The organism is Paenibacillus ihbetae, assembly GCF_002741055.1.
GTDB lineage: Bacteria > Bacillota > Bacilli > Paenibacillales > Paenibacillaceae > Paenibacillus_AQ > Paenibacillus_AQ ihbetae.
In genome coordinates this window covers 6112884-6129253 of sequence record NZ_CP016809.1, presented here as the reverse complement: position 1 = coordinate 6129253, position 16370 = coordinate 6112884, and the positions used below count along the sequence as shown (strand labels likewise).

General features: G+C 38.9%; 14 protein-coding genes. 3 read left to right on the top strand and 11 right to left on the bottom strand.

What is annotated here, in order from left to right; translation table 11 throughout:
* Positions 1-391: 391 nt before the first annotated feature.
* Positions 392-613 carry a hypothetical protein gene (locus tag BBD41_RS29880; RefSeq protein ID WP_157929343.1) on the bottom strand — a complete coding sequence of 74 codons (222 nt, stop codon included), beginning with the start codon at positions 611-613 and terminating at the stop codon, positions 392-394.
* Between the two features lie 297 nt (positions 614-910).
* Between BBD41_RS29880 and BBD41_RS27495 the strand changes: the two genes are divergently transcribed.
* Positions 911-1195, top strand: coding sequence for a hypothetical protein (locus BBD41_RS27495; RefSeq protein WP_099479850.1), 285 nt, complete (start codon positions 911-913; stop codon positions 1193-1195).
* A 126-nt stretch (positions 1196-1321) separates the two neighbouring features.
* Positions 1322-1672, top strand: a complete 351-nt coding sequence (locus BBD41_RS27490; RefSeq protein ID WP_099479848.1) for a GIY-YIG nuclease family protein — start codon at positions 1322-1324, stop codon at positions 1670-1672.
* A gap of 576 nt (positions 1673-2248) precedes the next feature.
* Here the strand turns inward: BBD41_RS27490 and BBD41_RS27485 are convergent.
* The 6 genes from BBD41_RS27485 to BBD41_RS27460 form a co-directional block, all read right to left on the bottom strand.
* Complete coding sequence (locus BBD41_RS27485) at positions 2249-3109, bottom strand: HNH endonuclease (RefSeq protein WP_099479847.1); 861 nt, start codon at positions 3107-3109, stop codon at positions 2249-2251.
* Positions 3106-4611 (bottom strand): ATP-dependent nuclease, encoded by a 1506-nt coding sequence (locus BBD41_RS27480; protein ID WP_099479845.1) that lies wholly within the window; start codon positions 4609-4611, stop codon positions 3106-3108. Before BBD41_RS27480 ends, BBD41_RS27485 begins: the two co-directional genes overlap by 4 nt.
* Positions 4612-4868: 257 nt before the next feature.
* A complete protein-coding gene (locus BBD41_RS27475; protein WP_099479843.1) occupies positions 4869-5660 on the bottom strand; it encodes a hypothetical protein in 792 nt (263 codons plus the stop codon).
* Positions 5661-5995: 335 nt separating this feature from the next.
* Positions 5996-6985 carry a hypothetical protein gene (locus tag BBD41_RS27470; protein ID WP_099479841.1) on the bottom strand — a complete coding sequence of 330 codons (990 nt, stop codon included), beginning with the start codon at positions 6983-6985 and terminating at the stop codon, positions 5996-5998.
* A 352-nt stretch (positions 6986-7337) separates the two neighbouring features.
* Positions 7338-8918 (bottom strand): hypothetical protein, encoded by a 1581-nt coding sequence (locus BBD41_RS27465; protein WP_099479839.1) that lies wholly within the window; start codon positions 8916-8918, stop codon positions 7338-7340.
* Positions 8915-9112, bottom strand: a complete 198-nt coding sequence (locus BBD41_RS27460; RefSeq protein WP_099479837.1) for a helix-turn-helix domain-containing protein — start codon at positions 9110-9112, stop codon at positions 8915-8917. Before BBD41_RS27460 ends, BBD41_RS27465 begins: the two co-directional genes overlap by 4 nt.
* 292 nt (positions 9113-9404) lie before the next feature.
* Between BBD41_RS27460 and BBD41_RS27455 the strand changes: the two genes are divergently transcribed.
* Positions 9405-9632 carry a hypothetical protein gene (locus BBD41_RS27455; RefSeq protein ID WP_099479835.1) on the top strand — a complete coding sequence of 76 codons (228 nt, stop codon included), beginning with the start codon at positions 9405-9407 and terminating at the stop codon, positions 9630-9632.
* 111 nt (positions 9633-9743) lie between these two features.
* Here the strand turns inward: BBD41_RS27455 and BBD41_RS27450 are convergent, their stop codons facing one another.
* The 4 genes from BBD41_RS27450 to lacZ form a co-directional block, all read right to left on the bottom strand.
* Positions 9744-10619 (bottom strand): ATP-dependent DNA ligase, encoded by an 876-nt coding sequence (locus BBD41_RS27450; protein WP_099479833.1) that lies wholly within the window; start codon positions 10617-10619, stop codon positions 9744-9746.
* Between the two features lie 78 nt (positions 10620-10697).
* Positions 10698-11609 carry a tyrosine-type recombinase/integrase gene (locus BBD41_RS27445; protein ID WP_099479831.1) on the bottom strand — a complete coding sequence of 304 codons (912 nt, stop codon included), beginning with the start codon at positions 11607-11609 and terminating at the stop codon, positions 10698-10700.
* Positions 11610-11819: 210 nt separating this feature from the next.
* Complete coding sequence (locus tag BBD41_RS27440; RefSeq protein WP_028407082.1) at positions 11820-12539, bottom strand: YebC/PmpR family DNA-binding transcriptional regulator; 720 nt, start codon at positions 12537-12539, stop codon at positions 11820-11822.
* Between the two features lie 677 nt (positions 12540-13216).
* Positions 13217-16339 carry a beta-galactosidase, LacZ type gene (lacZ, locus tag BBD41_RS27430; protein ID WP_099479828.1) on the bottom strand — a complete coding sequence of 1041 codons (3123 nt, stop codon included), beginning with the start codon at positions 16337-16339 and terminating at the stop codon, positions 13217-13219.
* Positions 16340-16370 lie beyond the last annotated feature (31 nt).

The window sequence follows — 16370 nt, the reverse complement described above, 5'->3', positions numbered from 1 at the left end:
CAACAAAAAAAGGATTGCTTGTTGTCCCAACATACCATCCCTGACGAAGAAGATTACAGATGAATTTGAAGTTTCGGATCGGGTGACTTCTAAAAGTAATTAGTGAAATAAGTAATGAGGGTTTCCCCGGCGCTAACTTAGATCTATAATACCATATCAAATACACATCATTACTTATACTTATCAAAGTTAATAAGGAACTCACAAAAATATGAACATAAAAAAGAAGTAATCCACCCCAACCCTGACAAGTTGATGGATTACTTCCCTCTGTTAGTGACGAAGTAACAACCCAACAGGCTGTGTACTTGTCCCTTAAATAACATTATACCTATACTTCAAATTAATACAAATGACTCCCCACATATTGACTGAGATTGTCATCATTCATTTATTCAACCTTCAGGTAATTTCCACATGCCCAGATTTCGCAATTTCCTATGAGATACCTCCCTCCATTAACCTCTAATGCATTATCTGTATAAGAAAGTATTTCTCCTATGTAATCTAATTCGTCTCCAACGTATATCTCTACTGTAACTTTTGAACAGATACAGTTTATTAATTGTAATTCTGTGTCAATAAATATCACTTTTTTTCCATTTGTTTTCATTATATTTCCCTACCCTTTCATAAAATAAGCACCGCTAATAATGGGCTGTATTTACCCACGATTAGCAGTGCTTCTGCTAGTAATTTGAATAGTATTCAGTGTATAAATTATCAATTTTTCAACATTTAAAACTAACAAATTTTATTTTATTTTATTCCTGTTAATATTATACATTTTTAGTATATGATAATATTTTATATATTTCAATTCCTGTTTTTTGATGGTATTTGTGTTAGAGTACCAATTATGTTGATGTCAAAGAGTCGAGGTTTATTAAAAGCGGAGGTGCCTCCAAAAATGTATAAAGATTTTGAATCTTTTCTCATAAAACATCAAGAAACAATACGTAGATTAAGTAATATTGTTATCACTTCTTGTGAAATAACAAACGATATTTCTAAGGCTAATTACTGGATACCAATTGATGATCCAACATTTAAAATTAAATCTCAAATTACTCTTGGGAAAGGGTATAGATTATTTTGGGACAAATATGAGCAAGAAACCTTAATTGTTGACGATTGCGGAAATTTCTCAGCCATTCCTAATTGCCACAATGGTGAATTTCTAATAATTAAGTAACTTGTAATGGGCGCTCATATTATCCTCACCGACGACCCACGATTTTACTTGTACGTTAGATAAGCCTATTGATTTTTCGCAAGCCGGTGGAGAAGAATTTATTAATACGAGGTGAGATAGTGAGATATGCGTCGAAGACAATTTATAGATAATAACTTCACAATTCCATATGAAGAGATAATAGTAGGTATACCTGACTTCCAAAAAATTCTTGCTAAAAGCGGTGTATACAAAATATACAATGAAAAACAGGAACTAATGTATGTGGGACAATCACGTAACTTGAGGAGAAGGATTCAAGAACACTTTCACGGAAAAAGAAAAGGATATTTCATTCATCAGGTTGGTGTTTTTTATATTGAGAACAAAGACAACTTTATGGAGGGTGTTCTACTCGAGACTTATGAAACGGAATTAATACGAAATCTTAGACCAAGATTCAACAAACAAAGTAAAGCCCCAACTAGGTTTATATAATAATAATTAGTTATAAAAACTTGGTTGGATGATCGATACCTGCTTAAATTATAGGGAATGATCCTCATATAGCTGATAGTCATCTGACAGCTTGCCGGTTTTGTGTTAATCGTCCGTGAGTTCCTTTCACTGGATACCATCGTATTGAGTGGGGGAGCAGGTAAGATGCTTCCACATTCATCGAATGCAAGACTCTTTACTTTGAAGATCACTGATACTACAGCACCTTCTATGAAGGCGGCATACGATGTTGTAGGCAGCCAGTATCAAGCCTGTTACGATTTCACTAGTGTCTGGTTGACCTGCTGTGCACAGCCTATTCAGAATGGTTTAACTTTTAATAAAAGTGATTACCATCCCCCCCACAAATAAAAACAAATCATATCCCATTGTAACAAATTCCTGTTTTCAAATTCTATTTATTGTCTTCAGCTAGAATGATTTATTCTGGTATTTGCTGGAGGCCATCAGATAATGTCGATCACTCTTCCATTATATGATTCAAGTTATGATTCAATAGCTATCTATTTGCAATATAAAAGAGCCACCTATATTAAGTGGTGACTCTTTTACCTCTTATTGACTTATAGGTTGATGTTTGTATATTCTTTCAAAAAATTCTGAACAATCAATAATTGCATCATATAATGATGCCTTCCAGTAATTCACACCGTATTTTCTCACAAAGCTGTCTTTCTTCATTCTCAGACTTTCAATGTGTTGATTCTCCGGTAAATGGGTATTATAGGAAATTTCATCATATATATTTGACAATTCTTCTTCAACATATTCTGAAAGTTCATTTAAAAGATTAAGCTCCTCATAATGACTTGAGATTAATCGGAATTGATTCTGACTGATATTTGCACTATTTCTCAATTCAAACTCTACTCTTGGTTCTGTAGTATTTTGGTTGAAAATCAGTGAAGCATATAAAAACTTCGTTGTAACAATCTGATCATAGTAAAAGTTCAAAAAAAGTCGCTGTCCATTTTTTAGCCACTTTTTACTCTTTTTGCTATTGCAGTATCCGCAGCATGGAATTAGATTAGGGGGATAAATTGAAAATTCAGGAAAAATACTTTTTGGTAAATAGTGATCGATTGTTCTTGGCTTATCCATGCCGCAGTATGGACAAGAGTTTTTATGTTGTGGAGATTGAAGGGCAATAATTGTAGCAACTACTTCCCCTTCTAAATAACCATCTTTATTACGAGTGTAACAACTCTCTAGCGCTTTAATGTCATCTTCATCGGTTATGTCGCTTTCACTTATAGATTCAAGGTTGTTTACCTTACTTTGATACACTTCATATCTCGAAAAAACTTTATTTTCCAGGTCGATTAATCTCTTTTTTTTGTCTGGGTCCCTAGCGTTATCTTTAATTTGCATATACACTTCAAAAGAATCTAACTGTGGAGGAAGTAAATTCTTCAATTGTATTCCTCCTGTTGATTCTTATTGTAGTAAAGAGAATTTAAATAGGTAAGAGCATTAAAACTCAGATCATTCTCAAACAAACGTATGATTTCATCTTTTGAATAATTTAAAGACATTTTTTTAAACCATGTTTTATAATTGCTCTCATGTTCTCTTACTTCAAATACATCATTAGTAATAGTACTAATATTCTCCCCAAAACATTCATTATAAAGACTTTGAACTATTGGAGTGTTAGAAATCCTTGAAAATATGCAAACATGTTTTGAAGGTATTTCCTGGATAATTAGTGGAGAATGTGTTGAGAGAACAGCGTAGGATTCAAATTCTTCTAAAATTTCATAAAACATTCTCATAAAATTTGCAATTGCATTGGGATGAAGATGAATTTCAGGTTCATCAAATAGAAGTATCGAGTCTATTTCAATATTTGCTATAACTTCGGTCATTGTCGAAATTAGAATGTTCTGACCAGAGCTAAACAATGAATTTAAACTTTTCTTATTGTCTTGTTCTCTAATTGTTTTAATTAATTCTAAACTCTCGTCTTCCAATACATTACTCATAATTTTGGTCCATTGCTCTTCCCTGCCTTTAGTTATAACTTCATCATAAGCTTTAAAAAAATTTTCTTCTATATCTTCAAGTGATAAAATACCCTTTTTTGTTCTTAAGCCACAATAAATATAACTAAAAAAGACAGTCTCTTCCTTTCTAGTCTTCTCACTATCATTAAAATCATTTTCTTTAATGTTCGCATCGTTTTCAAACGGCTTATATAACTCATCAAAAGCACTGTATGAGATTGCTATCACTTTACTAAATGATGGTCGTTCAGGAGAGAAACTATCATAATCTCTCTGTGCTCCACTTAATTGACTAGCTAACTGCGTTAGTATTTTTGTTTTCCCAGTAGCATTTTTTCCAACAAAGCAGTTAATCCTATATGGTAGATCAGATTTATTAAAATTCAAATTGACAATGTGCGGGGAAGTTGCATTAGGAATCTTATAAGTAAAGACAAAATCTAAATTCTTTGCTTCAATTACTCCCCCAAAATACTGTCGAGCTTCTTTTAATGCCTTACTCGCTTCACTCCAACGTAATAGTGATTCTTTGAATCCCTCTTCTTCTTTAAAGGAAAGGTATTTCTCATTATTCAATGCTACATCATTAAGACAATCTAGTTCTGTCTTTGTAAAACCAATTTTCCTCAATTTTTCATAGAACTCAATATTTTGTCCCAAGGAACAAAAATTATCTTCAAGTTTATCGAAAGTTTTTGGAATAGAATATCTGGTACGGTGATTTAATTTGTCCAAAATTTTATATGCCCCAATAAACTCATGTCGATCAGGCTGGTCAAGGTAGTAAAAGTGAAAATAAGTTTCGTAGCCGAAGTCGTTCCAATTGTCACTCATTAAAACAACACACGGATATTCCGTAACTTCTTTTGGTATTGAAAAATGTCGAGTAAAGCTAGTTACATAAAATTTCATTGTGAAACTCCTTTAAATGTATTTTACTAAATTTACTTGTTCGTTCTTCTTGGATTTTTCTTTTTACTCCAGCATTTCGCCACATTGTTTCAGTAACAAGCTTTTGATGGTATAAATAAAATCACGATTTTATTTATACGAAGATCACCGTTAAGGGTTTAACGCAAACAGCAATAGTCCATTACCTTTTTCAATTAAATTATCTATCGTTAACGTATTAATCAAACAGCATTGGCAGAGGTGAAGACCTCGTATTCCTAAGACACATCATCTTCAAAAAAATTCTTATACAATTGACACGAACAAGAAATAGCCTGTCCTCCACACTTAGGACAGCTTTCATCATCACAATTAAATGCATGGAAATACCCTTGTTTTACCGCACAATCTGGACAAAGTTCACTAAGATAATCAACACCAGATTCTTCTCCATATTTGATTCGTTTATATTTAACTCCCTCAACCTCAAAATAAGGAAATAATTGAGACTCAGCTACAACTATTGGGTGATTTCTATGAACACTGATGCCATTATACGGAACAAACTCACTTTTGAATTGTTCAATCAGATAACCCTCTTCCTCCCAATATTGTTCGTGAATATGTTCATGGAGCTCTACTCCTAAAAATCTGTGGTGAAATGAATACAGAAACTCGAAGACGATAGTGTATATAGTTGAGAGTTCCCTGACATTAAGTTCTAATTCAAAATGAGTAATGAGATTTCTAAGTTCAATAGCTCTTTTAATTATTCTCTCGTCTGATTCATCTATATCAATTTTCACAATATTCTTCAATCGATGTATCGCTGTAGTAACAGAAACAGTATTCTTTGGCTTATCAATATTCTCATAAATGAATATTTCATTTTCTCTTCTCAGTACTTCCTTAAACATAAGTTCCATAGATTGTATTATATTCACAATAGAAAATTTCCAAAATCGTTTATAGTCATCTGGATATTCTTCATAAGTAGCGAGATGGTAAAAATATAGGGAGTTATGCAAGTAGTCATATGCATTTTCTAATAGACTCATCTTTATTTTCAAATATCCTCAGCTCCATGCATCAACAGTATAAAAGGACAATCAAAAATATAATGTTGTCCCCCTCCTATAATACAGTTGTTGGAAACTCTTGTACACTGGAACCGTTGAAGTACTCTAGCATTCATTTTTTCTTAAAACCATGATTATACCAATTGGGCGACTTGATGTTTGAAAAATACCTTTTGTGATTGAAAAGCAAAAGGTATCCATTTCAGGGTTATTATAATATACGTTGATGACAGTATATTAATTTCAGACAAACAGACATATATTTAATAACCCTGATTTTGATACCTTTTACTTTTCACTATCACCTTAAGGCAAACCTCCTACGGTTAAAATGGTAACATACTGTCATCTAAGCCAAATCTGTTTTCGAGATTTTTATATCCGTTATCCGCTTTTTCGTTCTTTTCTTCTTCAAACAGCTCTGGGTTGTGTTTCTTATAATTGTACAAACTTATTACTTTTCTTTTATTGACCTCACTTATACGGAAATCAGAAACTTTATTAACTTTATAGTTATTTGCTTTCCTTAGATGTTGTGGTAAATTCATCACAAATTGCTGTATGTCGCCATCAATCATCTTGTGTTTCATAAGAGCTTCGAGGTAACGATCCACACAATCCTTTCTTATACCTGTTTCGGTTATTAGCCTTTGATGGGAAATAGTCACATCATTTTTATATAAATCACTTTTACACTTTAGATAACTGTACAGGTAAAAGCCAATACAATTTATATCATCATGTTCCATACAGTAAAGGAATACTTCAAACGGTATTTGATGTGTATTTTCTATTTCATAAAACGTCCCATCAAGCAATTGTTCGTTCTGTGACTCCTCTGTCCTATGAAAAGCCTTAACAGGGAACTTGACTTTAAAGTTTCTATCTTGTATGTTTGGCGATGTTCCATACATAGCCTTGTGATCCTTAATAGTTGTGAAATGCAAGATGTTATCTTCATCGAGAGTCCATGAAATTGGATAGTCTGTAGTAGTAGCTGTATATCCAACTTGATCCAAAAGTCCATTTTTTTTGATAATATAATCTAACTTTTTATACTTTCTCCCGTATCCCAATATTTCCTTTATGTCTTCCCTGGTAATTTTATTATCCTCATTATATTTACAGTATCTATATAGCCAGTAGTTTAAATAAACATAGGAATAAGCAAACGCAATATGACTGGAACCTCTCTTATGTAGAATAGTAGAACTCGAAAGATCCTGAAATATTTCATTTGGCAAGTAAATCTTGGGGATTTCTTCTTCACTAGTCATCCGAATACTCAACTTTTTCACTATATCATTTGCTTTCATTAACCATACAACTCCATTCAATTATCATATTTAAGACATACTAAAACTGGTTCTAAACCATGTTTTATATATTTATCTAAGGGAAGTATTTAGTTTTTCACCACGTTTACTCTTTTGGGTAACTGTAAACATAATTCGTCATCTTCCCCATTGCTTTTTCAACTTACGGCACTAAAAAAGACAAGCCCCTCATTTGAGGAACTTATCTAATCTAATACCACGTAGTTCGTATTCTGCTCCAGAATCATTGTAGTGCCCATCCTTAACTTGGAATTAAGATCCTATAATCAATACGGTTACATTTATCTGGTGTTGTTTTGCTATTTTAAGACTAAATGTATTATTTCTACCCTTAAGCAAACTTCGCTGTAACATTCAAACCAGAAACGGCGGCATTCGCAAAATTTATTTTTGTTCCTGCAGCATATTCAACAGTCTTTGTATCAATCCATAAATTATCTGATTTAATTCCTATTGACCACCCTGGTGAGCCGTAACCCCATATATATGAACCGTTGTTAAAATAAACTCTCTTGTTAGAAGAAGATGATTGATTACCCAAGTAAATGTTATCCCCAACCCTTAAATTTGTATCAATGCTAATTGTTGTTCCTGAAATCGTGCCACCTTTAATTAAATCCGCATTTATCGTACCAGCCACAATTGAGTTAGCATTAATCTTGCCTGTCCAAATACCTTGGCTATCGATATATGTACTCGGAATCGCTCCAATCTCTGTAGCATTAGTAGGAATCCATGGTTTGTCCCCCACGTTGGACCAACTAATGTAAGCATTCGGTCCCATAACAACGTTTCTGCCTACCTCTAGGGGCTCGATTCCATTTGCGCTAATCTTTCCATCTACGGTTAATACATTAACCCCTCTGACTTTTAATGCAGAAGCATCGATCTCACCATTCACTTTTAGATTTCCTGTTGCGGCCTCATAGAACAACATCTTGGTCCAACTTCCACCAGACTGCCGCTTTTCAAAAGAGAATCCTTCAGTTGCATTCAGAATGGTTCTTACGGTGTTGTCTGTCTTAGTAATAACCAACCCGTTCACAGCATCGATCACAACGCCGTTGTAGCTCTTGTTAAGGTTGACCAAGCTGTCTTTGAAGGATGGGTCTAACTGACTCGGAGGAAGCCCTCCAGTGATCGTGAGAGCGGTTCCAGCAATGGTTACACCTCTGCTGTCAACAGTGAACGTCTTGTTTCCTGAAGAGTCGCTTGCGTCAATTACTAGGTTTACACCTGCAATGATTTTACCCATCAATCGTTCTGCGATAATAAGATGCTGAACTATTAATCTGTAATAAAGCTCTTCTGTGAGTACTTTAATACCCACAGGTTCACTTATTGCCTCATTAAGAACCTCCATAATTCCAAATTGAGTTACTTGCTTAACTATTAAAAAACCCCCTACACATTCGTAAGAGATCGTTTCATATGCTTTACGAAATATACTCGTAACTGAGAAGCCCTGAGTTATTAACTTCTGAGCAGCTTCAACTAATTCAGTAGTTTTAATACCCGCCGCCCAGATTGCTATCCCCTCCTGATCCTTACTCATTCTCTGAGTAATAATTTCAAAGTTATTTTCTGGACTGATCTCATAAATAACTGATCCTTTACTGTTAACTTCCGTAATAACAACAGTTAGTTTTACTGTGGTATCATTGCCACAAACCTTCTTCATTATTTTTTGTAAATCCTGAAAAGTACCATCCTTTGTTCGTTGATATTCAAGCATTACTTGATATGCCATATCCATCACACCTGAACAAAATATCACCTTGTTACCTCTTTGATAAAGCTTAATTCCACTATTATCAAGTCTAAAAAGTTGGTTATTAACTTTTGTTGATACGGCTGTATCTGCACCAATAAAAATCTGAGTTGGTGTTTGTAATATTAAACAAGCACTCATTTTACGACTCCACCTTTCTCCTTTGTGTCAATGTAATTCATGTACATCAAAATTTTCTCTTTTGACATGTAGCCTCTATCATTCTCCCAATTACTAATCTGTCCTACTGTACAACCTATTGCCAAAGCAATTTCTGTTATCCTGATTCTTCCTTTTAGCCGTCTTGCTCTGTAATACTCTTTTAAAATATCCAATTTTCTCTCCTCCGTATAAATTTCTCCTAAGAAAACAAAAAAGAGAAGCCACTAAGTATGGCTTTCTCTTTGGGTTTATTCTCTTGATTTATAAACTGAGTATATCATAAAAATATATAATTGTCAATTATTGGTTATTCCTAATGTTTTATTGGTTTTTCTATTGATCACAAAATATGTTGTAAACAAGAACGAATAAAAATTTCATGGTATATTTATTTTTAACGATACCGACTATACTAAGTAACATGAACTTAAGCTTATAAGCTTATAATGTGGAGGAATACGAAAAATGAGCAACAAACATATTAATAACGGAAAGGCTTTAATATCTGATCCTAGTAATAATGTCAAAAAGAAAAGTCTACTTGATGTCGTGGGAATTTTAGGACCGATACCCAATGAAGTTAAGGAGAAATCGAAAGTCAAATCCTTCCAGACAATAAAAGAAGAAGCAATTACTAAGTATTTTCAGGAAAAGTATGAAACTAGAGAGGAAACGGACCAGCAAGAAAAATAATTAGAAGGGAAAGGGATTACCACGTGTAAAAGAGACCAAGGCTATTTATCCTTGGTCTCATCGGAGATTCATTTGAATTAAATGCAACATCCTAAAATATCAAGAAAGCTCCTAAACAATAAACTCAATAAAAACTGGGCTCCGTAACATCCCTGATCGCGTCCAGTTCCTCATCTTCACACGCGCCCGAATCCGCGGCTCAACATAAACAAAATTGCGATCCTCTCCGATAATAAGCGGCTTTACAACGTTATAAAACGCCTTTTTATGTGTGGGATTTGCCCCTAACTCAATAATACCTGCTGGTCGGATTTTTGCGTTGTGTGACTCAGACACGGCTACCAGCCATCCGAACTCTTCTTTGCGATATCCAGTGATAAATACTTCAGAGTACGACCAGTTAATAACCTTGCGCCATTTATCTGATCGGCGCCCCGTTTCATATACACTATCCTTTCGTTTACCGACAATGCCTTCCATATTTCGCTCCTTAATCTGCGTATACAACGCCTCGCCGGCTCCCTCTATGAATGGAACAATGCCGAAACTGGAGGAAGGCAACGGAATAGTCGAGAGTATTTCTTTGCGCTCCATAAGCCGCAGCGCGCGGAGATCCTTACCGTTATACTGCAACACGTCGAATATAACGAAAGTGGATGGTAGGGTTGCAGTTAATCCAGTGATTTTATCCGCTTTCTTTGCCTGGAAGCGTATCATAACGGATTCGAAGTCAGAGATGCCTGTCGCTGGATCAACGCATGCAACTTCGCCGTCCAAAACGATGTCATGTGGAAACAGAACATTAGTTGTGCCGTTTATTTCTGGATATTGACGCGTACAATCGTTGTTATTCCGAGTGTATAGGCGGACGGTATCCTTCTGCTGCGAGTAGATCAAGCGGTGACCATCGATTTTAGGTTCGAATATATAGTGCAAGTCCGAGAACGGGGTTTTTGCTGTTGCGAGTAACATCGGTTCAATAAACATAAAAACGCCTCCTTATCGAATTATAGCGTTTTGCTAAACGATAAGGAGGTGGTAAATGTTAGAAAAGACCTCGATAATTTACAAGTTCATTAATGGACTTGTTGTTTTTGCCAACTCAATTATCTGTTCATCTTGAATTGACTGTAGATAACGATTAGTGATTACAGTCGACTCATGTCCTAATAATCTGCTAAGACTGTAAACATCTAACCCTAATCTTAATTGTTTTTGAGCATAGTAATGTCTCAGTGTATGAGGACTGCAACGAATGTGTTCTCGAACCTTAGCCTCCACTCCAGCTTTTTTGACTATTACCTCAATTGCAACAACAGTAAGAGTTTTACCATTTTGGGATAGAAAAAAATTGGAATCAGTCATGATTTTATCTTTAAAATATGCCTCTTTTACTCTCTCGTATTTGATAATGTACTTTTTCAAAAGAGGTGAAATGTATAAATGTCTTTCCTTATTCCCTTTTCCATGGATCTTTATAACACTATCTCTTACATCAAGAGAACTAAGAGTGCATAATTCCAAATTTCTGATTCCTAAGTCCACAAAGAACATCAGAATTAGCTTATTTCGTAAACTTAAATAGTAATCCCCTTTAAAAACGTTAAGCATCCTTTTCACTTCATCATCATTGAAAGTCTGAATTAGAACCTTTGGTTCCTTCATCCACTTCAAACCTAGAACAGGATTTCTTTTTTCAGCAATATATCCTTCTTCTACATTGAAACGGAAAAACGAACGAATGTTTTTTTGTATTCCATTGATATAGGTTTCAGATAAACCTTTGTCTTTTAAGTTCCTAAGATAGGCTTTGATATGGGAAGTATTAACTTCTTCCACTTCAGTCACTTCAAATTCATTAATTAAAAAATTTAAGAATGCTCTGTTATTATTTCTATATCCTTTTATAGTTCGGATACTATAATTCTTGATCTCCAAATCAAATAGAAACTCTTTGTAAACATCCTCTAATAACATTAAAAACTCACTCCTTGTATAGTTATTTCATACAAAAAGTGAGTTAAAATAATGAGCACTTCTGAAAAAACGTTCATCACAATTAATTTCATCAATCAACAAATTGTATACCATCGCTGATTGAGAAAAACGGTGATATTCGGATATCTCCCCATGGTTGAATCAACAGTAAGAGCATCTAAACACTGAATTTAAAAGGAATCTTGTATCCTAATCTTCAAACTCCACGTTATGATACACCTGCTGGACGTCTTCGAGGTCTTCCAACGCATCGATCAGCTTCTCGAACTGGGCTACGCCATCTTCCGGCAAGGTGACGAAGTTTTGCGCCAGCATCGTCAGCTCGGCGACCGTAAACTCGGTTACTCCTGCATTCTTGAACGCTTCCTGAACCGCATGGAATTGATCCGGCTCTGCATAAACGATAACAGCCTGATCCTCTTCAATAATGTCACGGACGTCCAGGTCCGCTTCAAGCAGGAGGTCCATAACCTCCTCGGAAGTTTTGCCCTCTACGCCGAATACGGCTGTTTCATCGAACATATACGTAACCGATCCGCTGACACCCATATTGCCGCCGTTTTTATTGAACGCTGCGCGTACAGCGGAAGCTGTACGATTCACATTGTTCGTCAGCGCATCGACAATGATCATGGAGCCATTCGGCCCGAAGCCTTCATAACGAAGCTCCTCATAGTTCTCATCGCCGCTGCCTTTGGCTTTCTCGAGCGCACGGTCAATGATAGCTTTCGGCACGTTATATGTTTTGGCACGCTCCAGAACGACCTTCAGTGCACGGTTGGATTCTGGATCCGGCTCACCCTTCTTCGCGGCGACATAAATTTCAACGCCGAACTTCGCATACACGCGACTTGTATTCGCATCCTTGGATGCTTTCTTCTCTTTAATATTATTCCATTTACGGCCCATACTTTTCCGCTCTCTTTCATCATTGAATCTGTAGCCGGTATTCAACAAATACCCTCGTCCATTATATCTCTATTAGAGAATATGAACAAGTTAAGAGCGAAGAAACAGGGGATGTAAAAGGATAGCAGCCTTTCGGTCATCCCGAAGCTGCGTCCGATACCAAACTGGTCAATAGGACGTAAAGTAGCTCGTATAACACGGATAATAACCTTCCTTCTGTACGAAAACTGATGTTCGTTATTTACTATCAGTGTAGTTTCTGCCCGGCTTGAGAAGTTTGCAAATCGAGCCACAAAATGTTGATTTCTTGTCCTTTGCCGCTGTTTACGATTCACCCTCCTGTTAGTGTAGATAGCCATCGGCATTTGTCCTATTGCACTTTTACAAGATCCGTTGCAATTTTCGAATAAAAAACATTGGAAAATCCAATACACGAGCAACTCCGTATTCTCGAATAACCCGTAAACATGAAGAAGCCCGGCAACTTGCCCGGCTAGCCTGAAACGATGCTCAGTAGGGGTTCGAATGCGGCGTTGCAAGCCGGTAACTCTTCACTCATCTCCCACCTTCCAATAAGGAAGCGACCGTTTCTCCTAAGCGGGAAACGGCCGCTTCTAATTTTTATGGTTCGGTGGTTCTTCGCTCGTTCCTTTAAATAAAGAACGATATACTTCAAATTACTTTCCGAAGACTTTTAATGTTAGTGCCAGGCTGTATTCCCGGTTCGCGTACAGGATATGCTCCGGATGAGGCTTTGCTCCCCAGCTGTCGTCACCGCCGACGCCCATTTGCTCCGCCATGAGCCGGATAACGGTTTTGTCGGAAGCCGGCAGCTTATAGGCATGATCGCTCGCCTCGATTTCGGACGGCGTATACGGCAGCGCATTAAATTCGAACCTGGTGTTACCTTCGAACAAGAAGCCCGTTCCGGCTTTGTTCTCCACCGATGCCCATCGAACTTCCGTCTTGTTTCCGCATTCCTGCGGCCGCAAATATGGAACCCATTGATCTTTGACGAGTCCTTCATATTTACCGATCTTCGCTCCGCTGTTCCGGTCGGAATAATTTTCAAACGGGCCCTTTCCGTACCACTTGATTAGATCGAACGAGCCTTCCATTGCAAACAGTAAGCCGACTTCCGGGATTTCCGGCAAGCCCTCGCCGGGTGTGAGCCGCATCCGCACATCCATCGTTCCGTCGCCTTGAATGCTGTATTCCAGGGTACAGCTGGACTCCGGTACGGTCGGCAATGCATAGCGCACCCTGACATCTGCAGAAGCCGGAGCTGCACGATAGGACGACTCGAGCAGCCTCCGCTCCATGCTGGCTGCGCGCCATATTCCGCTGCGCTCCTCCAGATTGTTCCCGCGGTCATTATCCACCATGGCCCGCCAGAAGTTCGGACGGAGCGGCACAGCGATAAGCTCTACGCCTGCAGCCGCGTAAGAAACCAGTTCCCCCGTGTTCGTATCAAAGACAACCGCGAACTCCTCCCCTTTTACGGAAAGCTGATCCTCATTCTCGTCCACCTGTACCGGCTTCCCTCCAGAAATCGCGTTCACTCGAGGCTTCTGAACGGCCGGAAGCACAAACTGTCCGAAGGCAACCTCATGCCCCCGTTCAGCCCATGTCGTGCCTTCTTTCAACTGAAATCCGAAGGTTGCGATGTATTCGTCGCCGGCCGATCCAGCTTCCGCATGCTTTAGGATGTCCGTGACGTCAACCTGGATGACGTTCCCCGGCGCGCAAGGAATCACGCGTCTTCCTTCCGCGACCGGATCGCCGTTACGCATGAGATTCCATACAAAATCAAATTCCGAAAGATCCGTAAACAGATACTTGTTCGTTATGCTCAAGCGGCCTTCCGATAGCTTGCTTCCGTCAAATCGGACGCTTTGATAGCATTTTTTCACTTCAGCGATCTTCGGCGACACGGTTCGATCCGCAAAGATGAGGCCATTGCCGCAGAAGGTGCCGTCATGCGGCGATTCGCCGAAATCTCCGCCATAAGCCAAGTACTCCTTGCCGTCTTGGTTGCGGGTAAGAATGGCTTGATCGATCCAATCCCAGATAAACCCTCCCTGAAGCACCGGATACCGGTCGAACAGCTCCCAGTACGCGCTTAATCCCCCGCAGGAGTTGCCCATAGCATGGCTGTACTCGCACAGGATGAACGGTTTGGACGGGTTGCTTCGGGCATAGGTCTCGATATAATCGAGCCTCGTGTACATATGGCTTTCGATATCGGAAGCCGCATCCGACCGGCGATCGTGGAACACGCCCTCGTAGTGCACGATGCGGGAAGGATCCGTTTCTTTAAAGTAACGGTGCATGTGCAGAAAATTGTCGCCGCCGAACGATTCGTTGCCTAATGACCAGATCACGATCGACGGATGATTTTTATCCCGTTCATACATCGACTTTGAGCGGTCCAGCACGTTGCCGAGCCATTCCGGCTTGCTCCCGGGAATCGTATCCTCTTCCTCTTTCTGCCCGTAACGCCAGGTTCCGTGGGTTTCAAGATTCACTTCATCTATCACGTACAAGCCATACTCATCGCAAAGATCATACCATTTGGGGTGATTCGGATAATGAGAGGTCCGGACGGCGTTGATGTTATGCTCCTTCATCAGCTTGATATCCTTCAGCATCTCTTCGATGCCGATCGCGCGGCCCTTCAGCGGGGAAAATTCATGGCGGTTGACGCCCTTGAATTCCACCGTCTGCCCGTTAATCTTCATCAGCCCGTCTTGAATCTCGAACCGGCGAAAGCCTATTTTGCAGCTTACGTATTGAACGGGCTCGTTTCGTTCATTTTTCAAACAAACGACCAGCGTATACAGATTCGGATATTCCGCGCTCCATCGCTTTGGAGAATCAACCTGGCCCGATATGGTAATCGTCTGCTCCTTGTCGGAGCCGAGCGTGAGGACTTCCGATACGACATTGCTCCACACCGGCTGCCGATTGTCATCAAACAACTGCATTTCCAGCGCCAGATCCCCATGATGCTGTTCGCTATAATTATTGATTCGCAAGGCTACGCTCAGAGAACCATTCTTGTAATCGCCATCCAGCTCAGGGAGTGCCTTGAAATCGTAAATATGGGCATCCGGCGCCGTATAAAGGTACACGTCTCGGAATATGCCGCTCATTCGCCAGAAATCCTGATCCTCCAGCCAGCTTGCATCGCTCCAGCGGTATACCTCGACGGCGAGTTTATTCTCACCCTGCACCAGGTATGGGGTAAGATCAAATTCGGCGGGCGTAAAGGAATCCTCGCTGTATCCAACCATCTCTCCGTTCAGCCAAACATAGAATGCCGATTCAACGCCCTGAAAGCTGATAAAGACAGGCTGGCCGCTCCAATCGTCCGGAACAGCGAACGTTCTTATATAGGAACCGACGGGATTATATTTCGTCGGCGCGTAAGGCGCCTTCAAATCCTCCTGCTCGACCCAGGGATAACGGACATTGGTATACTGAGGGTAATCGTAGCCTTGAAGCTGCCAATGCCCGGGGACGGTAATCTCTTTCCAGCTCGAAGCATCATAGTCTGGTTTATAGAAATCCTTGATCCGCTTTTCCGGATTTTCCGCCCAAGCAAATTGCCACGCTCCGTTTAAACTCATGTAGCTTCGGGAATCCTCAAGCTTTCCTTCTATGGCTTCCTCTAAAGTGTCATATGTAATGAGCGTGGCATGGGCATCCATGCGATTCAATTGATAAATTTCAGGGTTATTATTCCATTCGGGATAACCGTTCGCTGGCGGGCTGTAGGTCCATTTCGTCTTTCCCAAATTCCGTTCACTCCATTTCTGTTATAATTAT

Coding starts and splice junctions, on each gene's coding strand:
- BBD41_RS29880 (WP_157929343.1), bottom strand. CDS start 613: ATGAAAACAAATGGAAAAAAAGTGATATTTATTGACACAGAATTACAA.
- BBD41_RS27495 (WP_099479850.1), top strand. CDS start 911: ATGTATAAAGATTTTGAATCTTTTCTCATAAAACATCAAGAAACAATA.
- BBD41_RS27490 (WP_099479848.1), top strand. CDS start 1,322: ATGCGTCGAAGACAATTTATAGATAATAACTTCACAATTCCATATGAA.
- BBD41_RS27480 (WP_099479845.1), bottom strand. CDS start 4,611: ATGAAATTTTATGTAACTAGCTTTACTCGACATTTTTCAATACCAAAA.
- BBD41_RS27470 (WP_099479841.1), bottom strand. CDS start 6,985: ATGAAAGCAAATGATATAGTGAAAAAGTTGAGTATTCGGATGACTAGT.
- BBD41_RS27465 (WP_099479839.1), bottom strand. CDS start 8,918: ATGAGTGCTTGTTTAATATTACAAACACCAACTCAGATTTTTATTGGT.
- BBD41_RS27455 (WP_099479835.1), top strand. CDS start 9,405: ATGAGCAACAAACATATTAATAACGGAAAGGCTTTAATATCTGATCCT.
- BBD41_RS27450 (WP_099479833.1), bottom strand. CDS start 10,619: ATGTTTATTGAACCGATGTTACTCGCAACAGCAAAAACCCCGTTCTCG.
- BBD41_RS27445 (WP_099479831.1), bottom strand. CDS start 11,609: ATGTTATTAGAGGATGTTTACAAAGAGTTTCTATTTGATTTGGAGATC.
- BBD41_RS27440 (WP_028407082.1), bottom strand. CDS start 12,539: ATGGGCCGTAAATGGAATAATATTAAAGAGAAGAAAGCATCCAAGGAT.